The organism is Daejeonella sp. (genome assembly GCF_017495225.1).
Lineage (GTDB): Bacteria > Bacteroidota > Bacteroidia > Sphingobacteriales > Sphingobacteriaceae > Daejeonella.
This window is the reverse complement of record NZ_JAFEIG010000005.1, coordinates 52,403-74,513: the sequence shown is the minus strand read 5'-3', so window position 1 is coordinate 74,513 and position 22,111 is coordinate 52,403. Positions and strand designations below refer to the sequence as shown.

Annotated in this window: 21 protein-coding genes and 1 tRNA gene; 7 read left to right on the top strand and 15 right to left on the bottom strand. The window is 35.0% G+C overall.

The window, feature by feature from the left end; genetic code table 11:
* Positions 1–125 precede the first annotated feature (125 nt).
* Together QZ136_RS02345 and QZ136_RS02340 are read left to right on the top strand one after the other, a co-directional pair.
* Positions 126–3,332 (top strand): PVC-type heme-binding CxxCH protein, encoded by a 3,207-nt coding sequence (locus QZ136_RS02345; protein ID WP_291399904.1) that lies wholly within the window; start codon positions 126–128, stop codon positions 3,330–3,332.
* A gap of 53 nt (positions 3,333–3,385) precedes the next feature.
* A complete protein-coding gene (locus tag QZ136_RS02340; protein ID WP_291399902.1) occupies positions 3,386–4,405 on the top strand; it encodes a ThuA domain-containing protein in 1,020 nt (339 codons plus the stop codon).
* A gap of 68 nt (positions 4,406–4,473) precedes the next feature.
* Here the strand turns inward: QZ136_RS02340 and QZ136_RS02335 are convergent, their stop codons facing one another.
* A complete protein-coding gene (locus tag QZ136_RS02335; protein ID WP_291399900.1) occupies positions 4,474–5,430 on the bottom strand; it encodes an acetyl-CoA carboxylase carboxyltransferase subunit alpha in 957 nt (318 codons plus the stop codon).
* 181 nt (positions 5,431–5,611) lie between these two features.
* Positions 5,612–5,869, bottom strand: a complete 258-nt coding sequence (locus tag QZ136_RS02330; RefSeq protein WP_291399899.1) for a hypothetical protein — start codon at positions 5,867–5,869, stop codon at positions 5,612–5,614.
* Between the two features lie 157 nt (positions 5,870–6,026).
* On the opposite strand from QZ136_RS02330, the gene QZ136_RS02325 reads away from it, so the two are divergent.
* The gene (locus QZ136_RS02325) at positions 6,027–8,294 is read left to right on the top strand and encodes a cation:proton antiporter (RefSeq protein WP_291399896.1); all 2,268 of its coding nucleotides are present in this window, start codon (positions 6,027–6,029) and stop codon (positions 8,292–8,294) included.
* Here the strand turns inward: QZ136_RS02325 and QZ136_RS02320 are convergent.
* From QZ136_RS02320 to QZ136_RS02310, 3 genes are all read right to left on the bottom strand, one after another.
* Positions 8,291–8,812, bottom strand: a complete 522-nt coding sequence (locus tag QZ136_RS02320; protein ID WP_291399894.1) for a hypothetical protein — start codon at positions 8,810–8,812, stop codon at positions 8,291–8,293. The genes QZ136_RS02325 and QZ136_RS02320 overlap by 4 nt on opposite strands.
* Before the next feature lie 79 nt (positions 8,813–8,891).
* A complete protein-coding gene (locus QZ136_RS02315) occupies positions 8,892–9,524 on the bottom strand; it encodes an RNA polymerase sigma factor (RefSeq protein WP_291399893.1) in 633 nt (210 codons plus the stop codon).
* Between the two features lie 137 nt (positions 9,525–9,661).
* The gene (locus QZ136_RS02310) at positions 9,662–10,249 is read right to left on the bottom strand and encodes an OmpA family protein (RefSeq protein ID WP_291399891.1); all 588 of its coding nucleotides are present in this window, start codon (positions 10,247–10,249) and stop codon (positions 9,662–9,664) included.
* A gap of 121 nt (positions 10,250–10,370) precedes the next feature.
* Here QZ136_RS02310 and QZ136_RS02305 point away from each other — a divergent pair, with 121 nt between their 5' ends.
* Together QZ136_RS02305 and QZ136_RS02300 are read left to right on the top strand one after the other, a co-directional pair.
* The gene (locus QZ136_RS02305) at positions 10,371–11,513 is read left to right on the top strand and encodes a glycoside hydrolase family 18 protein (RefSeq protein ID WP_291399889.1); all 1,143 of its coding nucleotides are present in this window, start codon (positions 10,371–10,373) and stop codon (positions 11,511–11,513) included.
* A 317-nt stretch (positions 11,514–11,830) separates the two neighbouring features.
* Positions 11,831–12,445 (top strand): hypothetical protein, encoded by a 615-nt coding sequence (locus tag QZ136_RS02300; RefSeq protein ID WP_291399887.1) that lies wholly within the window; start codon positions 11,831–11,833, stop codon positions 12,443–12,445.
* Between the two features lie 71 nt (positions 12,446–12,516).
* On the opposite strand, the gene QZ136_RS02295 is transcribed toward QZ136_RS02300, so the two are convergent.
* The 10 genes from QZ136_RS02295 to QZ136_RS02250 form a co-directional block, all read right to left on the bottom strand.
* Positions 12,517–13,707, bottom strand: coding sequence for a phosphoglycerate kinase (locus tag QZ136_RS02295; RefSeq protein ID WP_291399885.1), 1,191 nt, complete (start codon positions 13,705–13,707; stop codon positions 12,517–12,519).
* A gap of 32 nt (positions 13,708–13,739) precedes the next feature.
* Positions 13,740–14,171: a GNAT family N-acetyltransferase gene (locus tag QZ136_RS02290; RefSeq protein ID WP_291399883.1), complete on the bottom strand. Its 432-nt coding sequence runs from the start codon at positions 14,169–14,171 to the stop codon at positions 13,740–13,742.
* A gap of 9 nt (positions 14,172–14,180) precedes the next feature.
* Complete coding sequence (gene gap, locus QZ136_RS02285) at positions 14,181–15,179, bottom strand: type I glyceraldehyde-3-phosphate dehydrogenase (protein ID WP_291399881.1); 999 nt, start codon at positions 15,177–15,179, stop codon at positions 14,181–14,183.
* Positions 15,180–15,261: 82 nt separating this feature from the next.
* On the bottom strand, positions 15,262–15,693 hold the full coding sequence (locus tag QZ136_RS02280; protein ID WP_291399879.1) for a PIN domain-containing protein: 432 nt from the start codon (positions 15,691–15,693) through the stop codon (positions 15,262–15,264).
* A 3-nt stretch (positions 15,694–15,696) separates the two neighbouring features.
* On the bottom strand, positions 15,697–15,945 hold the full coding sequence (locus QZ136_RS02275) for a DUF6364 family protein (protein WP_291399877.1): 249 nt from the start codon (positions 15,943–15,945) through the stop codon (positions 15,697–15,699).
* A gap of 96 nt (positions 15,946–16,041) precedes the next feature.
* A complete protein-coding gene (obgE, locus tag QZ136_RS02270; RefSeq protein ID WP_291399875.1) occupies positions 16,042–17,058 on the bottom strand; it encodes a GTPase ObgE in 1,017 nt (338 codons plus the stop codon).
* 77 nt (positions 17,059–17,135) lie between these two features.
* Positions 17,136–17,708, bottom strand: a complete 573-nt coding sequence (locus tag QZ136_RS02265; protein ID WP_291399873.1) for an adenylate kinase — start codon at positions 17,706–17,708, stop codon at positions 17,136–17,138.
* Between the two features lie 100 nt (positions 17,709–17,808).
* Positions 17,809–17,882, bottom strand: a tRNA-Arg gene (locus QZ136_RS02260).
* A 101-nt stretch (positions 17,883–17,983) separates the two neighbouring features.
* Positions 17,984–18,445, bottom strand: coding sequence for a redoxin domain-containing protein (locus QZ136_RS02255; RefSeq protein ID WP_291399871.1), 462 nt, complete (start codon positions 18,443–18,445; stop codon positions 17,984–17,986).
* A 77-nt stretch (positions 18,446–18,522) separates the two neighbouring features.
* Positions 18,523–19,443 (bottom strand): SDR family oxidoreductase, encoded by a 921-nt coding sequence (locus QZ136_RS02250; protein ID WP_291399869.1) that lies wholly within the window; start codon positions 19,441–19,443, stop codon positions 18,523–18,525.
* 324 nt (positions 19,444–19,767) lie between these two features.
* Here QZ136_RS02250 and atpD point away from each other — a divergent pair, with 324 nt between their 5' ends.
* Entirely contained in the window at positions 19,768–21,273 is a 1,506-nt protein-coding gene (atpD, locus tag QZ136_RS02245; protein ID WP_291399867.1) for a F0F1 ATP synthase subunit beta, read from the top strand.
* 117 nt (positions 21,274–21,390) lie between these two features.
* Positions 21,391–21,639 carry an ATP synthase F1 subunit epsilon gene (gene atpC / locus QZ136_RS02240; protein ID WP_291400065.1) on the top strand — a complete coding sequence of 83 codons (249 nt, stop codon included), beginning with the start codon at positions 21,391–21,393 and terminating at the stop codon, positions 21,637–21,639.
* Positions 21,640–22,111: the final 472 nt, after the last annotated feature.

The window sequence follows — 22,111 nt, the reverse complement described above, 5'->3', positions numbered from 1 at the left end:
ACAAAAAAAGCAGCAAGATATCTTGTTGCTTTTTTTATACACCTAAATTTCTAGAATATTCAATCCCACTAAAAAAAATATATAAAAAATGTACATCCTAAATTTTTTTGTGTGTATTTTTTCGCATGATTTCAATTCAATTTCTTAAAACAACGAAAATTGGCATTTCTAAGAGTGTCAAAAAGATATTATTTATCCTATCCTGCTTTGTTTTTGCGCTTTTTGCACTTCATTTCACTAAAACTGAATCCAATACACTAAAACTGAAAAAAGGTGCACATATCATCCTAATTGGCAATAATCTTGGATCAAGAATGATGAATTACGGTCATTTTGAAACGGAATTACATTTACGATACCCGGATAGCATGCTTTACATTCGAAATATGTGTGATGGAGGCGATACCCCAGGATTTAGAGCGCATTCAGGACGTGATTTACCTTGGGCCTTCCCCGGAGCAGAAAAATTCCAAAGCGAATTGACTAAAAACTCCAATAGCGAAGGTTTTTTTGACAGTCCCGATGCCTGGCTAACAAATCATAAAGCAGATATAATCATTGCATTTTTTGGATATAACGAATCATTTGAAGGGCCAAAAGGACTTGAAAATTATAAATCTGAGTTAGACGCATTTATTAAACACACGCTTAAACAGAAATATAATGGAGCATCTGCTCCTCAACTTGCCATTGTCTCTCCTATTGCTTTTGAGGATCTTTCTAAACAATTTGACCTTCCAAATGGCAAAAATGAGAACATAAACTTAAAAATATACGCTCAAGCGATGAAAGAAATTGCAGATCAAAATAATGTGCATTTCTTAGATGTTTTTAATCCTACAAATGACTGGTACGACACTCAAGAACAAGCTCAAACTATTGATGGATCGCAACTTACAGATTCTGCCTATGCTAAATTTGCTCCACTATTAGCCGACGGACTATTTGGCAAAAATAGTGTCAAGTCTGAAATGGAGGCCAAACGAAAATTAATACATGATGCAGTTCAAGAAAAAAACTGGATGTGGCATAATGACTTCAAAATACCCAATGGAGTACATGTATTCGGTCGTAGATACAGTCCCTTTGGTCAAGATAATTACCCTGCCGAACTAAAGAAAATCAGAGAATTAACCGATATACGTGATCAGGCAATCTGGATGGTAAATAAAGGTATAAAAATGGATCTTGAAGCTGCCGATAAAAACACATCTCCCCTACCAAAAATAGAAAGCAATTATAACCCTGAAAAAAATGGGAGCTTAAAATACCTTTACGGACAAGAAGCTCTTGATAAATTCAAACTTCCTGCGGGATATAAAATTGATCTTTTCGCGTCTGAAGTTGAGTTTAAAGACCTAGAAAATCCAGTTCAATTATCTTTTGATAATCGAGGGCGACTTTGGGTTGCAACCATGCCAACCTACCCACATTGGCAGCCTGGAGATAAAAAACCGAATGATAAAATAATCATCTTAGAGGATACTAATAATGATGGTAAAGCCGATAAACAAACCACTTTCGTAGAAGGATTGCACCTTCCTGTGGGATTTGAACTAGCACCAGAAGGTGTTTATGTATCCCAAGGTACCAATCTGGTACTTTATAAAGATACCAATGGAGATAGCAAAGCTGATTCTAAAGAAATTTTACTCAGCGGATTTGATGATCATGATACACATCATGCACACCATGCTTATACCACAGACCCCTCAGGAGCTATTTATATGGGCGAAGGGGTGTTCTTGCATAGTAATGTAGAAAGTTCTTACGGACCAGTCAGAGCCACAAATGGAGGGTTTTATAGATATAATCCCGCTCGAAGACACCTAGAAAGAACTGCACAAATCTCTGTTCCAAACCCTTGGGGAATTACATTTGACGATTGGGGTCAGAATTTCTATGCCGAAACTTCTGGTCCGGATGTTTTATGGATGATGCCCGCAAGTATTAAACCAAGGTATGGAGTTATGACTCCAAAATCGAGTAATTTAATTGAAGAAAAACATCGTGTAAGGCCTACTTCCGGACTAGAATTTATATCAAGTCGGCATTTTCCGGATGAAGTACAAGGAGATTTGCTAATCAATAATACAATCGGTTTCTTGGGCACAAAACAACATGCCATGCAAGAAAATGGAACAGGATTTAAAAGTAAACATCGTCAAGATCTCTTAATTTCAGAAGATAGGAATTTCCGACCTGTAGACATGGAATTTGCCCCAGATGGCTCTCTTTATGTGGTAGATTGGCACAATGTCTTAATTGGACATATGCAGCACAATGTGCGTGATCCGCTTCGTGATCATTCCCATGGCCGTATTTACCGCATCACCTACCCTTCTAGACCCCTAGTTAAACCCGCAAAAATTGCTGGTGCTAGCACCAATGATCTTTTAAACAACTTAAAACTACCTGAATATCGTACACGATATCGTACACGTCGCGAATTGCGTGGCCGCCAATCTACTCAAGTGCTGGCTGAAATAAAACAATGGGTAGTAAAATTGGATAAGCAAGACCCGCGATATGAACATCATCTATTGGAAGCACTCTGGGTAAGCTGGGGACTAAATAAAGTCGACCAAGAATTACTCCGACAAATGCTACAAGCCAAAGACTTTAAGGCACGTGCTGCAGCGGTTCGCGTTTTACGTTATACAGGACACCAGGTAAAAGATCAGGTAAACCTTTTAATGCAAGCAGCGAAAGATGTTCATGGAAGAGTCCGTTTAGAAGCCATTGTTAGTGCCTCCTGGCTTGAAAAGGAGAAAGGACTCCCAATTGTTTTAGAAGCTGGAAAACATCCTTTAGATGAATGGATGCTAGCAGCCCATGAAACAGCACTAGCCCATTTAAATGGCCAAGAACACAAAGTAAAAAAAGAAGAACCACTTTTAACTGAACTAAAAGGCAGTGATCGCGATCTTTTCATCAAAGGTAAAGCCATTTATGCACGTGATGGATATTGCAATACTTGTCACCAAAGTGATGGTAAAGGACTCGAAAGTTCAGGATTTCCACCTTTAAATGCTACCAATTGGGTAAATGGCAGTGAAGAAAGATTAATTAAACTAGTATTGAACGGTCTTTATGGTCCGATGGAGGTGAATGGTAAAAAGTACCCCGGTCAAGTACCCATGACACCATTTGCCGGCATGCTAAATGATGAGGAAGTTGCTGCTGTTTTAACCTATGTACGTAATTCATTTGGGAATAAAGCCTCTGCCATTAACACTGAAAAGGTAAAAGCTGTACGAAATGCCACAAAAAATAAAATTGGCTTTTATTCGCCAGAGGAGTTGTTAAAACAGCATCCAATGGAGAAATAAATGACTATTAATGACTAATTGTTCTTAAATATAATATACTAAAAAAATATCACATGTCAAAAAATATTAAGCAATATATTCCTCTTTTGATGATTCTATTCGTCAATTTGAGCATAGCCCACGCTCAAAAGAAACCACAATGGCTTGTTTATCAGGGCAATGAGGGGCCAGGAAAAGGCAAGCATATTGTTTTTATTAGTGGAGATGAAGAATATAGATCAGAAGAGGGATTGCCGATGCTTGCTAAAATCCTATCCCAAAAACATGGATTTAAATGCACGGTTCTTTTCGCTATCGATTCGGCAACAAATATGATAAATCCCGAAAACCAGACAAATATACCGGGTTTAGAGCAACTTAGAACAGCCGATTTAATGGTTTTATTGATTCGCTTTAGGGAGCTACCCGACCAGCAAATGAAATATTTTGATGAGTACACAAATTCGGGTAAACCTGTAATTGCTCTACGTACATCCACACATGCATTTAATTATTCCCGGAATAAGAATAGCCCTTATGCAAAATACAGTTATAACAGTAAAGTTCCAGGTTGGGAAGGCGGCTACGGAAAAAGAGTATTGGGTGAAACTTGGATAGATCATCATGGAATCCATGGGAAAGAAGGAACGAGAGCATTAGTTAACGGACTTTTGAAAGATCATCCCATTTTGAGAGGTGTAAATGATATCTGGGGACCTTCAGATGTATATGGAATTCGTACGCTAAGTGAAAACCCACAAGTCTTACTTTTTGGGCAGTCAAGCCTGGGAATGACCCCAAATTCAGCACTCAGTTTTACTAAATCGCTAATGCCGATAGCCTGGATTAAAACGCATAATCTGGAAAATGGAAAGAAAGCGAAAATATTTACCAGCACCATGGGTGCTTCTGTTGATTTATTAAGTGAAGATCTACGTAGACTAGTTGTAAATGCAAGTTATTGGGCGGTGGGATTAGAAAATAAAATCCCAGAACAAAATGATGTTCAAATTATTGGTGAATACAAAGCAACGATGTTTGGTTTCGGAAAATATGAAAAAGGATTAAGTCCAGCGAACTTCTTGGAAAAATAAAATCATACTCAAAAAAAATCCCGAATCTTGATTAATCAAGACTCGGGATAGTACGAGTGATTTTTTTATTAGGCTTCTACAACAACCCCCATCGCACAGAATTTTTCAATACGATCTTCAATAACCTTATCAATATTCTGAGAACCTAATAACTTAAGATCTTCGATAATCTTAGTTTGTATCGTTTTAGCCATTTCTTCTGGATTATGATGAGCACCACCTAATGGCTCTTTAATTATCCCGTCAATTAGCTTATTTTTATACATATCTTCTGCTGTCAATTTCAAACAATCAGCAGCCCTTTCCTTAAAATCCCAGCTTCTCCACAAAATTGAAGAACAAGATTCAGGTGAGATAACCGAATACCAAGTATGCTCAAGCATATAAACACGGTCGCCGATGCCAATACCTAAAGCACCACCTGAGGCACCTTCACCAACTATAAAACACATAATTGGCACTTTTAAAACAGACATTTCCAAGAGATTCCTTGCAATAGCCTCTCCTTGTCCACGTTCCTCTGCTTCAAGCCCAGGAAATGCACCTGGAGTATCGATAAATGTAATAACCGGCTTATTAAATTTTTCAGCGAGTTTCATTAGCCTTAGCGCCTTTCTATAACCCTCTGGATTAGCCATACCAAAATTACGGTACTGACGCATCTTGGTATTTACACCTTTCTGATGTCCAATAACCATAACCGTTTGACCGCCAATGCTAGCAAAACCACCCACAATAGCCTTATCATCTTTAACCGTACGATCACCATGTAATTCAATAAAATCATCACAGATCATTTCAATGTATGACAAAGTGTATGGCCTATCTGGATGTCTTGAAATTTGAACATTTTGCCATCCAGTAAGATTAGAATAAACCTGATGACGGGTAGCCTCAAGTTTTGTTTCCAATTCGACAATGGTTGCATTCATATCAACCTTGGTCTTTTCAGAAATCTGTTTCACCTTTTCAATCTGCAACTCTAAGTCTGCAATAGGCTTTTCAAAATCAAATGTTGTACTCATTGGCTTTTTAAATGATTCCGCTAAATTAGGAAAATTAAAGCTATCGCGAATAAAGCTATTTTCAAAATACTAAAAATAAAATCATTTCAAGCTTAAAAAATCAAATATAAAACAAATTATTTCTTTTAAAGAAATAATTTGTCGCATTAAATACAAGTAAATGAGGTAATTATAAAATCAATTAAGATTTTAAATTCTTCAGTTTTTCTTTAGCCATTTCCCAAGTGTTAGCTGCTTTTTTTTCTACTCCAGCATCATTAATCAAGGTTTGGAGTTCAGAAAGTTGTTCAAAAATTGCTTCTGCTGATACTCTGTCCTTTTTGAACTGGATTAAATCGAGTAAAATAGCCTTTTTACTGCCACTTTCATCTGTAATGTAATTTATGCCATTAATCATATTGATTTTTTTTAATATAAAAGTAATGATAACATTAAGCATTTCAATCCCACAATTGATCAAAATTGAATATCAATTTATTTGCCTAATAATGTAAGTGTCAAAACTCAAAATTAGAATCATTTAACCTCCAAAATAGCTTTTTTAGCTCTATTTATTGCTATATTAGTAGGCAAGCGTAGACTAAAATAAAAAATTAATGGGGCACTTACCAAAACTTATTGAAGATCTAGCACTTATATTAATCGTTGCTGCTATAACCACAATAGTTTTTAGAAAATTAAAGCAGCCGCTTGTACTAGGTTATATTATTGCAGGCTTTTTGGTTGGACCCACTTTATCAATTACACCCACTGTAGCAGACACCGAAAACATAAAGACTCTTGCTGAAATTGGCGTAATATTTCTATTGTTTAGCTTGGGATTGGAGTTTAGCTTTAAAAAATTAGTTCGAGTTGGTGGGCCAGCATCTATCACGGGTTTAATAGGCATTGCCTTTATCACCGCCTCAGGTTATTTTGTTGGGAAATTAATGGGCTGGTCTTTTATGGATAGCCTATTTCTTGGAGGGATGCTTGCAAGTTCCTCTACAACAATCATTATAAAAGCTTTTGATGAATTAGGTGTTAAAACTAAGCAATATGCCCAAGTAGTCTTTGGAATTTTGGTAGTTGAAGATATTGTCGTTATTCTATTGATGGTTTTATTATCAACAATAGCTATTACAAATCAATTTGAGGAAACTGAGATGCTTTTTACAGTTGGAAAACTATTGTTTTTCTTACTATTATGGTTTATCGCAGGAATATTTTTATTGCCAACTTTATTAAAAAAGGCAAAATCCCTTTTAGATGATGAAACCTTATTAATACTTGCTATTGGCCTATGCTTAGGAATGGTTATTGTAGCAAAACAATCTGGCTTTTCGGCCGAATTAGGTGCATTTATTATGGGATCAATACTCGCTGAAACCACTAAGGCAGAAAAAATTGAGCACCTAATTAAACCAGTAAAAGACCTCTTCGGCGCTGTATTTTTTGTTTCTGTAGGTATGCTTATAGATCCAAATGCAATGATGGAACACCGCTGGGCAATACTTTGGGTTACATTATTAATATTATTTGGTCGCTTTATTAGCTCCACATTTGGTGCTTTATTATCGGGCCAATCACTTAAACAATCCATACAAGTTGGTATGAGTTTGGCCCAGATAGGTGAGTTTGCATTTATTGTGGCCTCATTAGGTTTGACATTAGGTGTTACAAGTACTTTTCTGTTTCCAGTTGCTGTTGGCGCTTCAGTAATAACAACCTTTACAACTCCATATAGAATTAAATATTCAGATAAAATATATGAATATATTACCAAAATACTACCTAAAAATTGGCTTATAGCCCTATCAAACTATTCATCGAGCACCCAAAACATTCAAGCTGAAAAAAATTGGAAGAAAGTATTTAAATCTTATTTGAAAATTGCAGTTACCAATGGTATCATTCTGCTTGCATTAATGCTGTTGTCCACAAATGTTTTTTTGCCGTTTTTAAATACAAAAATCACAAATCCTGTACTTTCAGGAATTATTACATTGGTTATTTCCTTCGGACTTGCGGCACCATTTTTATGGGCTTTAATGGCGAAAAGACCAGGCAAAATGGATTATAAAGAATTATGGCTCGACAAAAATTATAATAAAGGACCTTTACTTATTCTCGAAATTAGTAGAATCATAATCGGTATTTCATTAATAGGATTTTGGATTAGTCGTTTGTTTTCTACATCAATTGCAATTTTAATTGCTTTACCAATCATCACAATTGTATTGCAAATATTTTCACAGCGTATTCAAAACTTTTATCAGCGTCTTGAAAAAAGGTTTTTAAATAATTTAAACGCAAGAGAAATTGCCGCAGAAGAGAAATTACATTCCGAAAAACTACTTAGAGATCATTTCAAACCAGAATCTGAATTAGCACCATGGGAAGCACATATTGTTGACCTAGAAGTTAACCCAAATGCCGATTACACCGGTAAAACCCTTGAGGAACTAGCATGGAGAGAACAATATGGTGTTAACATTGCCTATATAAAACGCGGTGAACAATTAATATATGCCCCCTCTCGTATCAAAAAACTATTGCCATTTGATCACGTAGGAATCATTGCTACAGACGAACAATTGCAAGTTTTTAAACCGATTTTTGACTCAATTGAAAACCCTGAAACACACGATTATAATATTGACGATATTGTTGTTCAAAAAATTCAGGTTGATGAATATAATAAATTAAAGGGCAAAACAGTACGGGAATCCGGAATTAGAGAAAAAACCAACGGATTAATTATTGGTATTGAACGTAAAAATGAACGAATCTTAAATCCTAATTCATTAACAATTTTTGAATGGGGTGATATTATTTGGATTGTTGGTGAAAGAATGAAAATCCAAAAACTCAATGAATCTTAATCATTTTTGAATTTTAAAAGCTCAACTATAGCCACAGAATTAATAATCTTTTTTCGCCCATCCATACCAGGGCAAGCCTCGTCGTAATACTCTGGATAATAGTACGTTAATGTTTTTATTTTGCCTTTTGAAAGAATAGTAAACTCGTATGAATGAGCATTATAAATATGATATTTTTTAGGACAAACATCCACCAAATCTCTCTCATCCTTCATACTGAGGAGTCCGTTTTGTACAAAATTCGCCCAAATTAGCTCCAATTTAGCATTTGGCAAATTCAATTCCTCCAACTTAATGCTCATTTTAAAAGCTTTGAACTGATTCGCATTCTTAGTTAAAACAAAATAATTGGCTGCTGAATCAGGAATTGCACTAACCAACACTCGAAAGGCTATTACAAAGTCATTTTGCTTTTCTAATTTTTCCAAAAATGGATTTAATGCAACATAATCAATGTCCCTACTTTGCTTAAGTATATTTTGTTCCTGTGCAAAAACTCGCGCAGGAACAAAACACATAGAGATAAAGAAGATTATTAGTACAATTTTCAATACAAAAATGATAGCTTATATAAAAGTACCATTTATTTTATCCTAATCAATTAATCATTAATGCAGGATTAAAAGATTGGTCATTTGTAAATATCTTACGTAAAGCATTAATCGAAGATTGTAATCGTGAGCGAAGGATTCCTACAGAAATTTTCAACTCCTCGGCAGCTTGAACATGGGTATATCCTTTAAAATAAATCAAATCCAATGCCAATTTCTGATCTTCATTCAAAATACGAATCATTTCTTTAACACCTATAGTTTCTGGATTGTACGAAACCTGAAATTTTTGATCAATTTGTTGAGTAAGCTCAGAAAGATCTTCATTTGAGGAACAATTCCGGTGATTAACACTTCTCAAATAGTCAATTGCCAGATTTTTTGCTAGTCTAGCCATCCAAGTATATAATCTTCCTTTACTTGGATCATACTGACCAAAAGACTTCCAAATTTTAATAAAAGTTTCTTGTAAAATATCTTGTGCCACTTCCTCAACTTGCACAATAGTAGAAATTACACGGTAAAGTGAATCTGAATACATTCGATACAAAGAATTCATTGCACCTCGATCCATGTTTTTTAAAGCCAACACTAACTGGTCCTCAGTTGGACGAAATTTTCTGCCATTTAATTTTGAAATAGCGTTTAAATTATTCACTTGAATTCCTATTGCTTTCATAATATCATATTTAATATTTAATACTAAAATGAAAACCCAAGATGAATTTTAGATGAATAAATTAATTATTATCAAAAAAAATTACATAAAAAAAGGTGCTTAGCGAAAAACTAAGCACCTTTCAATAATTGAAAAAATTATTTTTTCTTGATTTCTACTCTACGGTTTAACTGGCGTCCAGATTCTGAATCGTTTGAAACAATTGGCATCGACTCACCAAAACCCCTTGCATCTAAGTTAGAAGAACTAATTCCAGCACTTACCAAATAAGTTTTTACTGCAGTAGCTCTATCTATAGATAATGTCATATTTCTTTTATCTGTACCTTCAGCAGATGAATGGCCATTTAAATAAAAGCTCATAGAAGGGTATTTTTTCATCTCTCTCGCAATCTCATCAAGCACAGAATATGAAGCTGTTTTTAAAACAGAAGAGTTAAATTCAAATAAAATATTTTTATAGTTAAATGTTGGATCAACTGCTTTTGGGATTTCTGGGCAACCACCATTAGCTGATGTACCTGCCTTGTTTGGGCAATTATCTTTAGAATCTGGAATTCCATCGCCATCAGAATCTGTCTCAACAACAGGTTTTGGAGCTTCTTGAACAGGTGCTTGAACAATCGGCTGACTCACAATCTTCTTAGGTTTACAAGAAGGAAATAACACAACTGCCATTAAAAACGCAAATGAAATTGTCGAAAATGTACTTTTTAAATTTTTCATTAAGGATGAAGGTTTAATAATTAATTTCTCTAAATCTACTACTAAAGGGCTTTGATAGCAAGTTTTTAACAAAGAAAAATAATTTAATTTTTAATATCTTGTAGAGTATAAAAAACGAAATATGAAAAAGCACTTTTCAATAATCAGTGGCTTCCTAACGGTCCTTATCTCTATTAGCTTTCTAATTAATCTATCAGCCCAAGATAAAAGTAAATTTGTTGTAAACGGGTATGTTGGTGGCTACCGCGGATTAGTGAATGTAGAAGATATAGATGCTAAGAAACTAACTCACATAAACTATGCTTTTGTAAATGTAAAAGATAGTGCTGCATTTTTAACGAATCTAAAAACCGATTCTACAAACTTTCGCAAATTAAATGAACTCAAAAAAATAAATCCTGATCTCAAAATTTTGATTTCAATTGGTGGATGGTCCTGGAGTGAAAATTTTTCGGATGCAGTTCTAACACCAAGCTCCAGAAAATTATTTGCAAAAAGTAGCGTTGATATTATAAAAGAGTTCAATCTAGATGGCGTAGACATCGACTGGGAATATCCTGCTATGAAAGGGGAAGAGGGTAATGTCTATCGTCCTGAAGATAAACAGAACTTTACCCTAATGTTTAAAGAAATTCGTGCAGAATTAAACAAACTTGAAGCTGAAAAAGGTAGAAAATACTTACTGACTACAGCAGTAGGTGGTTCAAAATCTTTCGTTAATAATACTGAAATGGCCCAAGTAGCAGAAATATTAGACTATATCCTAATCATGACTTATGATTATGGCGGCAAAAACGTAAATCATCATACCAACCTTTTCCCATCTAAAGGATTAGAAGGTGGAAGCTCAGTACATCAATCAGTATTACACTTCATGGCAGCGGGTGTTCCTGCTAATAAAATAGGCATAGGTGCAGCATTTTATGGAAAGAGTAGAGAAGCTGAAACAACAAAAAAAAATGGCTTAAATCAACCACAAGTACCTCAATCTAAAGCCGTTATTGGCCAAGGTGGAGGTTTTGCAAAACTTAAAAATGAGTTTATCAATAAAAATGGTTACAAAAGCTATTGGGACAAACATGCAAAAGCACCCTACCTATTTAACCCTGCAACAAAAGTATTTATTACCTATGATGATAAACGCTCCATTAAACTAAAAACTAAATACATTAAAAAGAATAAACTTGCAGGTATATTTTTCTGGGAATATTTTAATGATCCCGATGAAAATTTATTAAATGTAATTGATAAGTCACTTAATTAATATTCGAAAAAGATTCATTACTATCTTTCAAACTAGAGACCTATTCGAGTTTCTGTGGAATTGGAAAATTTATTATTTCACCTAAAATCAATCAACTGGAATAAATATTACAGTCTATTTATTCGTTAAAGCCCCATTGATTAGAATCAAGATTGTATCATTCTAAACAATCAGACGAGCAGTAAAAAAAGAAAAAAAATATTTTTTAACGATCTTTTTAAAACAATATTGTCATATAATGACATAAATATTTAATTTTTGAATAAATAAATTATATTTAAATCATTATAAATCATTTATTTGTATAAAAAATTATCATGAATAAGAAATTTATCCCCATAGTAAATCTATTTCTTGTCTTCTGTTTTTGTTTTAATGCCAGTGCACAAGAGGCTATAGTCGACACAACGACTATTAATAAGACTCCCACTCTTAGTGGTACTCTAGCCGAACAATACGTCCAAGTGGTTGTCCGATCTGGTTCATATAAGGTTTATAAAAATATCAAGAAAGCAAAAATTGAAGAATTTTGGAAAAACATAAACGATACTTTACAATATCAAAAACGTTTAATCCAACAAGGTAAATCTTCTCCTGCACAAAACGATGATATAATCATTTCTATGCAAGCTAAAATAGATAGTTTGGAGGAGCTAAAATCTGAAGTTAGAAGTGTTAGTGGCAATAATCCAGTCTCTATTTACCTATGGCTTGGTTTAATAATTTTAGCTTTAGCATTGGTTTTTGCACTTATTCGGACTCGTGTTGCTGTAAAAGAAGCGAATTACCGCATCGGATTATATGATCAACTATTTGAAGAACTTCGAGAACAACGCATTAAAGCCACTGAACGTGAAAAGAAATTAGGCAGAGAACTGCAAACAGAAAGAAATCGGGTGGAGGACTTATTGGAACAAAAGAAAAAGTCCTGATTTATTATTAAATTAAAAACGAAAAAGCTGCACAAATCATTTGTGCAGCTTTTTTATTCAATTATAAGGATTTATCCAGCAATAGCCTTCACTCCTGGCAACTCTTTACCTTCCATATACTCAAGTAAAGCACCACCTCCTGTAGAAACATAACTTACTTGATCTTCGAAACCGAATTTTGAAACCGCTGCTGCCGAATCGCCTCCTCCAATTAAGGAAAATGCTCCATTATTTGTCGCTTCAACCACAGCTACAGCTACAGCTTTTGTCCCAATTTCAAATTTAGACATTTCAAAAACACCCATCGGACCGTTCCAAAGCACGGTTTTTGAGTTTTTAATTACCTCGCTGAAAAGCTTGGCTGATTCCGGACCAATATCTAATCCCATCCAATCATTCGGAATATTACCAGATTTTACTTCCGAAGTATTTGCCTCTGGTGAAAATGCATCAGCAATTACTGTATCAATCGGTAAAATGAGCTTTACATTTTTCTTTTTTGCTTTATCCATAAGCTCCAATGCAAGCGTCATTTTATCATCTTCACAAATAGAAGTGCCAATTTGCCCACCCTGTGCTTTAGCAAAAGTATAGGCCATGCCTCCACCAATAATCAGATTATCTACCTTGTCCAATAATTTTTCAATCAACAAAATTTTATCAGAAACCTTGGCTCCACCCATTATCGCAGTGAAAGGTCTTTCAGCATGATTAAGAATTTTTTCAGCATTGGCCAATTCACCAGCCATTAAATACCCGAAGTATTTTGCATTTGGGAAAAATTTAGCAATGATTGCAGTGGATGCATGAGCACGATGAGCCGTACCAAATGCATCATTCACGTAAACATCGCCCAATTGAGCTAGTTTCTCAGCGAAAGCCTCATCACCCTTTTCTTCTTCTTTATAAAAACGGAGGTTCTCAAGCAACAAAACTTCACCTGATTTTAATTCTTTTGACTTCGCAAGCGCTTCTTCTCCAATGCAATCTGAAGCAAAATGAACATCGCGATTCAATAAAATGGCAAGGTGTTTAACTATATGTCGTAAAGAATATTTATCATCTGGACCATCTTTTGGTCGGCCAAGATGAGACATTAATATCACCGAACCCCCATCTTTCAATATTTTTTCGATAGATGGTACAGCGCCAACCATACGATTATCATCTGTAATATTGAACTGCTCATCCAAAGGCACATTAAAATCTACCCTGATCAAGGCTTTCTTGCCTGAAAAATTTAAAAAATCTATTGTATTCATTTTTATCAAATTAATGCGAAAAATCGCTTTTTTTATTGTATCTTAAGGTACATCGCTTTATGCGGACCAATATTGGGGATATCAAATTCTTCTGAAATAAACTCAAAACCTAAGCCAGAATAAAATCGAAAAGCTGCCTTTCGTGCATTGCACCATAAATAATTAGCTTTCTGCCCACGAAGATAAACAATTGCAAAATTCACCAATTGATTACCAATTCCCCTTCCTTGATATGATAATTGAGTAGCCATTCCCCTTAATTGATATCCCAACCCAGAAAAAGCATCTCTTTCTTGCTGATGAAAGCTTGCTACACAAACTAACTCATCCCCCATAAAATAACCTAAATGAAAAGAAAATTCATCATTATCTCCATCAAAAACACATAATTGAGGATCTGCTCCATTACGTAAAATGGGACTTCTAAGGGCGAGCGTATCTTCTGAACTGATAAATTTAATCATAATTAAAAATCAATTTCTAAGAGCTGCAATTTTTACTATTAAATCAGCAAGACGGTTAGAATAACCTGATTCATTATCATACCAACCTACTACTTTCACTAACTCTCCAACAACAGAACTTAGCTGTGAATCAAAAACACAAGAATGTGGATTATCAATAACATCAACAGAAACTATTGGATCACTTGTAAACTCTAAAATTCCCCTTAAATAATCTTCGGAGGCCAATTTAAATGCCTTATTTATTTCCTCAGTACTTGGACGCTTTTTTAAGGTACAGGTAAAATCCGTTAATGATCCGTTTAATACCGGAACACGTATTCCCGCCCCCCCTAATTTACCTTCCAAATGAGGAAAAATTGTAGTAATAGCCTTTGCAGCGCCAGTTGTTGTAGGAATTATTGACGCAGAGGCAGCCCTAGCTCGTCGAAGGTCTTTATGTGGCGAATCATGTAGATTCTGATCCCCAGTCATTGAGTGAACTGTAGTAATATAACCGTCAACAATACCCCAATTATCATCAAGTACCTTAACCATAGGTGCAACATTATTGGTAGTACATGATGCATTAGAAAGCACCGGAGAAAGTAAATCAACAAGGTGATCATTCACTCCAAGAACTACTGTAGCCACATCTCTATCTGGCGAAGGTGCAGAAATTAGAACTTGCTTAGCGCCGGCTTTTAAATGCAGACTAGCCTTTTCAAGCGTGGTAAATTTACCTGTAGATTCTATCACCAAATCAATTCCTAAATCACGCCAAGGCAAAGTAGATGGATCTTTTTCAGCAAAAACCCGAACTTGCTTCCCATTCAACAGCAAATGTGTTTCTGTGGACTCCACTGTACCAGAAAAAGCACCATGAACAGAATCATATTTGAATAAATGAGCAAGAGTCTTAGTATCTGAAAGGTCGTTTATGGCAACTACCTCAATGCCCGACTTATTAAGCAGAGCCCTAAGAGTAATTCTCCCAATACGTCCGAAACCATTAATAGCTATTTTCATATACAAACTCTATGATGTTCAATTTTTTAAATTTATTCAAAAACGAGCCTAAAAAGAATTTATTCGACATTAATTTTATTAGTCAGATACAAGATTCAGGATATCTGATTTTTAAATAATCCTCCGGACTCATTACCGCTAATGAACTGTTTTTAAAATCCTTCGTATTTCTAGTCAGAATTAGATCAATTTCTTTATCTAATTCAGCAGAATAATTTTGTAATGCATCTTCAAAATCTTTAAAATCAGAATTTAAAGCTTGCATTACCACCTTTTTATCAATTATTAAAATATCTGTAATTGAAACTAACAGTTTTAACTTTTCAATAATCTTTTCGTGTTTTGCCGTCTGCCTCAATAAATAGTAAACATTACTAATTATCACTGGAGTTACAAAAGCTTTTATTTCTTTTAATTCGCATAGCGATAAGACTTTAGCAGCACTTTCCGCAAAAGGCTCTCTATTAAAAAAGAAATCGAGAATTACATCGGTATCAATTAATATTCTTGTCATCAACTACAAATATTTATCTGATAAACATTTCGTCAATTCTTTTTTATAATCTAAGTCTTTAGGTTGCGTAAAAGAGCCTTTCAAAGACTTTACAAGTGGAGTTAATTCAATTTCTGTAGGATTACCCTCTTGGGTAAGTGCCTTCAAATAATTTTCAATCAAGTTTGACAAGCTACTTTCTTTCTGCTTGGCATATACTTTTGCTTTCTCAATAATAGCTTGGTCTATTGTTAATGTTAGCTTCGTATTCATGATATCTATTTATAAATATGATAATACAAATATACGAATTTACACGTGTAAATAATTTAAAATACACACGTGCATTTAAATAAAATTTGATTAGGATTAGTCTTTAGCAGCTTCAATATGCTCATTAATAACCTTCCAAAGCATATCTTTAAGCTCTACAAGACCTTTTTGTGCTACAGAAGAAATGAATAGGCTAGGTACAGCTGGCAATTCTTGTTTCATTTCATTCATGAGTTCATCATCGAGCATATCCGACTTACTAACAGCCAGAATTCTAGGCTTTTGCATTAATTCAGGATTATACTGCTCTAATTCATTGAGTAGAATATCATATTCCTGAGAAATTGTACGATTGGTATCGGCAGGAACCAAGAATAATAGTACCGAATTACGTTCAATATGCCTTAAAAAGCGTATTCCTAAACCTTTACCCTTAGACGCTCCCTCAATAATTCCAGGAATATCAGCCATGATAAATGAGCGATTATCACGGTATGAAACGATACCCAAATTAGGAACTAAGGTTGTGAAGGCATAATCAGCAATTTCAGGCTTAGCTGCAGAAACTACTGAAAGAAGTGTTGATTTTCCGGCATTTGGGAATCCTACAAGACCCACGTCTGCAAGTATTTTAAGTTCCAATACCATCCACTGCTCTTTTCCTGGTTCTCCAGGTTGCGAATAACGAGGAGTTTGCTTGGTTGAGGTCTTAAAATGCCAATTCCCTAGTCCGCCGCGCCCTCCAGCAGTTAATATTTTAGTCTCACCGTTAGCAGTAATCTCAAAAAGTATTTCACCTGTTTCGGCATTTCTAGCAATAGTTCCTAGCGGCACTTCCAATATCTCATCAATGCCCGTCCTGCCAGATTTTTGTCCGCTAGACCCCGGAAAACCATTTTCCGCAATAATATGTTTTCGGTATTTAAGATGTAATAAAGTCCAAAGTTGACTATTCCCTTTAACTATGATATGCCCACCTCTACCACCGTCGCCACCATCGGGGCCACCTTTTGAAGTTAAAATATCACGATGAAGATGCGATGATCCAGCTCCGCCATGACCTGAACGGCAGCAGATTTTAACATAATCAACAAAATTTGAGCTCTGAGACATAATTTATTTTTACAGAGAACAAAATCCGTGTAGGAATCTTGATGATCTCAAGGGGATGAAATTAAGATTTTTCTTAATTAAAAAGAATCAATAACAGAACAAATTGAATTGAAAATCTCATCAACTGTACCTATTCCATTAATGCTGGTGAACTTATTCTGATCTTTATAATAATTAGCTACTGGGGCTGTTTTAGAATTATATTCTACAATTCGCTTGCGTATAACTTCAGGATTTGCATCATCTGGGCGACCAGAATCCTTACCTCTATTAAGGAGACGCTTTTCTAATTCCTCATCATTTACAACAAGAGCAATCATTCCTGCAATTAATGAATCTTTAGATTGCAATAATTTATCTAAAGCTTCTGCTTGAGCAACGGTACGTGGAAAACCATCGAAAATGAAACCATTAGCATCCTTATTGGAGTCTAATTTATTGCTAATCATACCAATTACCACTTCATCTGGAACCAACAAACCCTGATCCATAAGCTTCTTAGCCTCAAGACCTAGATCGGTACCCATAGAAATTTCAGATCTAAGTATATCGCCGGTTGATAAATGGATAAGTTTATACTTATTTATCAACTTTTCGGATTGTGTTCCTTTACCAGCTCCCGGAGGGCCAAACAGTACTAAGTTCAGCATTTGATATCTAATTAATCCTGTTGGGTCAAATTTGTGATGACAGGATGGTTTAATGCAAATTAAAAGCCTTTCCGTTAAAGTCGAAAAGGCTTTTACAATGTGCACCTGAAGGGAGTCGAACCCCTAACCTCCTGATCCGTAGTCAGGTGCTCTATCCAATTAAGCTACAGGTGCATTTTTAACGGACTGCAAAAATATGCTTTCTTTTCATACAAACATAGTTTTTTTGAAAATACTCGTAATCCCTTAAAAATCAGGGCCAAAAGACCTTATTTTCAGTTTACTGCTTCACGAATTGCATTGAAATCAGGAAGATCTCCCGCCGATTCCAAAACTTCTGCGTAAACAATTTTATGATTTTCATCTAAAACAAAGGCTGCTCTTTTAGAAACTCCCTTTAAATTAAATACAAATTCATCATAAAATGCTCCATAAGCTTGTGATACTTCTTTATTGAAATCAGAAAGCAATGGAAATTGATAATTATTCTCTTCCTTGAATTTAGCAAGTGTAAATGGAGAATCCACAGAAATTGCGATAATTTCAGCACCTAACTCATCGTAATAACCAAAAGTATCACGCATGGTACATAACTGAGTGGTACAAACTCCAGTAAAAGCCATTGGAAAGAAATGAATTACTACTTTCTTTCCTGCATAATCTGCCAAGGAAACTTCCTTTAATTCGGAACTGTATAGGGTAAAATCAGACGCTTGTTGTCCTTTTAGATTTGCCATAAGATTTATTTTTTTTTCGAAGTTAATATTTTAAAAAGTTTTTAACGTATTCGGTGGGAAAAACCTATTCAATAATGCTATTTTTTCATATTATTAATCGCATTTATTTGTTTTTCCATAAAAGCGATACCCTCTTCAAAGGAATGGGGTTGATATCCCAATTCTTTTATCGTTTTATCTAAAATAAAACCGGTCTTCTTAGGTCTTTTAGCCGCTTGATTAAGGCTTTCAGCAGAAATCGGATTGATTAAGGATTTATCTAAGCCATAATAATCTGCCACACGCTCCACAATTTCCAAGATACTCATCAAATCCTTTCCAGAAGCATTAAAAACGCCTTTAGCATTATTTTTAACTGCCAGCAAACAACATTGTGCTAAGTCTTCGGCTAAAGTTGGCATGCGCCATTGATCATTAACTACATTAATAGGCTCTCCCTTTTCTAATGCGGCCTTAGCCCATAAAACTATATTGGTGCGGCTCATATCATTTACAATGCCATACACAATAATGGTTCGCAAAATAGCCCAGTTACATGAGGAATTTTGTAATATTATTTCAGATTCAAGCTTGGTTTGACCGTAATAACTCAGTGGATTTGGTTCTGCATCCTCTGCATAGGGACCATCCTCTCCATCAAAAATAAAATCAGTTGATAAATGTATCAATTGAATATCTGTATTTTGAGAAACTTTAATCAGGTTTTCAACCGATTTAACATTGAGCGCATAGCATTTCTCATGGTCAAGCTCACATGCATCTACATTAGTCATTGCAGCTGTATGAATTATTGCATTCGGATGATATTTTGCCACCAATTCATCTAAGCGAATAGGATCTAAAACATCAAGCTCCTCATAGGTATATCCAGATTTTACTGGGTGCCTATTAGGACCTACTGAAGTGGCAATAAGCTCAATTTCAGGATCTAGCAAAGAAAGATCCGTGATTTTTTGCCCGAGTAATCCATTACTCCCCGTAACCATTATTCTTTTCATCTTTCAAATAAAACAGATTTTTTTTTAAGAATCTAATTTTTGGACAGGAATGAACATAATAAAATCATCTTTTTGTTCTATTTACCGAAATTTTAAGAAATGCATTTAAAAATTAGCCATTTAGGTCGATTAATCAAGAAAAAAAGAGCTTCAATACGACTCAAAATAGCATTCTTGCAAGTTTTGAAAAAGCAATAAAAAATGTTGATTAAAAAACTTTCATTAAGTATTTGATTTACGGGGATAAAGAGTATTTTTGCAGACCAAAAATCGGCTCTGAAAAAGGGTCAAATTGTTGATTTAATAAAGTTTTACAAAATTTATATGCCAAACTCCGGAAAAATTGCACAGATCATCGGACCTGTAGTCGACGTAAGCTTCACAGAAAATGCACATTTGCCTAAAATCTATGATGCATTAGAGATTGTAAAAGATAATGGACAAAAGATTATTCTTGAAGTTCAGCAGCATCTTGGAGAAGACCGTGTTCGCGCAATCGCGATGGACTCAACAGACGGACTTGTACGTGGAATGAGTGTGCTTGATACCGGAGCACCAATCAAAATGCCAGTTGGCGACAAAATCAAAGGTCGTTTGTTCAACGTTGTTGGTCAGGCAATCGATGGTATTGATACTATGGATACTTCTGATGGTTATCCTATCCACAATACACCTCCTAAATTTGATGAGTTAAGTACTGAAACTGAGGTGCTTTTCACTGGAATTAAAGTAATCGACCTACTTGAGCCTTATGCAAAAGGTGGTAAAATTGGATTATTCGGTGGTGCTGGTGTAGGTAAAACAGTACTAATCATGGAATTGGTAAATAATATTGCGAAAGCATACTCAGGTTTATCAGTATTTGCTGGAGTTGGTGAGCGTACTCGTGAAGGAAATGACCTTCTACGTGAATTTATCGAATCAGGAGTAATTAACTATGGAGATGCCTTTAAGCACTCTATGGAAGAAGGCGGATGGGATTTAGCATCTGTTGATAAAGAAGCATTAAAAGATTCAAAAGCAACATTAGTTTTCGGACAAATGAATGAGCCTCCTGGTGCACGTGCACGTGTTGCTCTTTCAGGATTAACTGTTGCTGAATATTTCCGTGATGGAGATGGTGAAGGACAAGGAAAAGATATCCTTTTCTTCGTAGATAATATTTTCCGTTTCACTCAGGCAGGTTCTGAAGTTTCGGCTCTTCTTGGCCGTATGCCTTCTGCGGTAGGTTACCAACCAACATTGGCTACCGAAATGGGATTGATGCAAGAGAGAATTACCTCAACTAAAAGAGGTTCAATTACATCAGTACAGGCAGTTTATGTTCCTGCGGATGACTTAACTGACCCGGCACCAGCAACAACATTTGCTCACCTTGATGCAACTACAGTATTATCTCGTAAAATTGCTGAGCTTGGTATTTACCCTGCAGTGGATCCTCTAGATTCAACTTCACGTATCCTAAATGCAGCTACTTTAGGCGATGAGCATTATGGTACTGCACAAAGAGTGAAAGAAATTTTACAACGTTACAAAGAATTACAAGATATCATCGCCATCCTAGGTATGGACGAACTTTCTGAAGAAGATAAATTAGTAGTTGGACGTGCTCGTCGTGTTCAGCGTTTCCTTTCACAACCATTCTTCGTTGCAGAACAGTTTACCGGACTAAAAGGAGTATTAGTAGATATTAAAGATACTATCAAAGGTTTCAATATGATTATGGATGGAGAAGTGGATGAATATCCTGAAGCTGCATTTAACCTTGTGGGTACTATCGAAGATGCGATTGAAAAAGGCAAGAAATTATTAGCTGAATCAAACTCTTAAGGGAGATATGAGATATTAGATGTGAGATATGAGACAAAAGATGTGAGACGATCTCAAATCTCACATCTCACATCTCACATCTCAAATCTCACATCTCACATCTCGATTCTAAAAAATATGAAATTAGAAATATTAACACCTGATAAAAAAGTTTACGAAGGAGAAGTAAGATCTGTAACTGTACCTGGTACAATGGGATCATTCGAAGTCTTGAAAGACCACGCTCCAATCATCTCTACTTTAGAAGATGGTAAAGTGATTATCCGTAAAGACAATTCTGAAGAAACTATTTATATCAAAGGCGGTGTAATTGAAGTATTAAATAATTCAATTATGGTACTTGCCGAAGGAACCATAAATTCCTAAAAAATACCCCTCTTTTAGAGCCCTTCTAATCTCCGGATTTGAAGGGCTTTTTTGTTTCCATTTAATTTCAATTCCTAGCCAATAAATCTGATTTTAAGCAGAAAATGTCTCAATTAGCTGATAAATCAATTTTTTGAACCGAAAACCCAAAACCATTTTGGTCTACAATATCAATATTTTATGTAGAACAATTCATTATTGACAAAATTTTATACTGTAAATTTTGATTATTCAATATTTTATTCTAATTAAAAATAAATCAGTCCTCTATTGATAGTTAAACAATAAGAACTTAAATTGAAATTACAATAATTAAGAAATTAATAAAGAGTCAAATAATGGTCAAAAATTGATTTAAGCAGGCCTAAAATTAGCTTTCCTAAAAGCATTGATTATTCGCTTGCTAGTATAAATTATAACCATCAATTGCATTATTTAATTAGAGCTTATAGGATAAAAACTCTTGTTTTAA

Excerpts from the sequence above, each read along its gene's own strand:
- QZ136_RS02345 (WP_291399904.1), top strand. The coding sequence starts at position 126 with ATGATTTCAATTCAATTTCTTAAAACAACGAAAATTGGCATTTCTAAG.
- QZ136_RS02340 (WP_291399902.1), top strand. The coding sequence starts at position 3,386 with ATGTCAAAAAATATTAAGCAATATATTCCTCTTTTGATGATTCTATTC.
- QZ136_RS02335 (WP_291399900.1), bottom strand. The coding sequence starts at position 5,430 with ATGAGTACAACATTTGATTTTGAAAAGCCTATTGCAGACTTAGAGTTG.
- QZ136_RS02330 (WP_291399899.1), bottom strand. The coding sequence starts at position 5,869 with ATGCTTAATGTTATCATTACTTTTATATTAAAAAAAATCAATATGATT.
- QZ136_RS02325 (WP_291399896.1), top strand. The coding sequence starts at position 6,027 with ATGGGGCACTTACCAAAACTTATTGAAGATCTAGCACTTATATTAATC.
- QZ136_RS02320 (WP_291399894.1), bottom strand. The coding sequence starts at position 8,812 with ATGTGTTTTGTTCCTGCGCGAGTTTTTGCACAGGAACAAAATATACTT.
- QZ136_RS02315 (WP_291399893.1), bottom strand. The coding sequence starts at position 9,524 with ATGAAAGCAATAGGAATTCAAGTGAATAATTTAAACGCTATTTCAAAA.
- QZ136_RS02310 (WP_291399891.1), bottom strand. The coding sequence starts at position 10,249 with ATGAAAAATTTAAAAAGTACATTTTCGACAATTTCATTTGCGTTTTTA.
- QZ136_RS02305 (WP_291399889.1), top strand. The coding sequence starts at position 10,371 with ATGAAAAAGCACTTTTCAATAATCAGTGGCTTCCTAACGGTCCTTATC.
- QZ136_RS02300 (WP_291399887.1), top strand. The coding sequence starts at position 11,831 with ATGAATAAGAAATTTATCCCCATAGTAAATCTATTTCTTGTCTTCTGT.
- QZ136_RS02295 (WP_291399885.1), bottom strand. The coding sequence starts at position 13,707 with ATGAATACAATAGATTTTTTAAATTTTTCAGGCAAGAAAGCCTTGATC.
- QZ136_RS02290 (WP_291399883.1), bottom strand. The coding sequence starts at position 14,171 with ATGATTAAATTTATCAGTTCAGAAGATACGCTCGCCCTTAGAAGTCCC.
- gap (WP_291399881.1), bottom strand. The coding sequence starts at position 15,179 with ATGAAAATAGCTATTAATGGTTTCGGACGTATTGGGAGAATTACTCTT.
- QZ136_RS02280 (WP_291399879.1), bottom strand. The coding sequence starts at position 15,693 with ATGACAAGAATATTAATTGATACCGATGTAATTCTCGATTTCTTTTTT.
- QZ136_RS02275 (WP_291399877.1), bottom strand. The coding sequence starts at position 15,945 with ATGAATACGAAGCTAACATTAACAATAGACCAAGCTATTATTGAGAAA.
- obgE (WP_291399875.1), bottom strand. The coding sequence starts at position 17,058 with ATGTCTCAGAGCTCAAATTTTGTTGATTATGTTAAAATCTGCTGCCGT.
- QZ136_RS02265 (WP_291399873.1), bottom strand. The coding sequence starts at position 17,708 with ATGCTGAACTTAGTACTGTTTGGCCCTCCGGGAGCTGGTAAAGGAACA.
- QZ136_RS02255 (WP_291399871.1), bottom strand. The coding sequence starts at position 18,445 with ATGGCAAATCTAAAAGGACAACAAGCGTCTGATTTTACCCTATACAGT.
- QZ136_RS02250 (WP_291399869.1), bottom strand. The coding sequence starts at position 19,443 with ATGAAAAGAATAATGGTTACGGGGAGTAATGGATTACTCGGGCAAAAA.
- atpD (WP_291399867.1), top strand. The coding sequence starts at position 19,768 with ATGCCAAACTCCGGAAAAATTGCACAGATCATCGGACCTGTAGTCGAC.
- atpC (WP_291400065.1), top strand. The coding sequence starts at position 21,391 with ATGAAATTAGAAATATTAACACCTGATAAAAAAGTTTACGAAGGAGAA.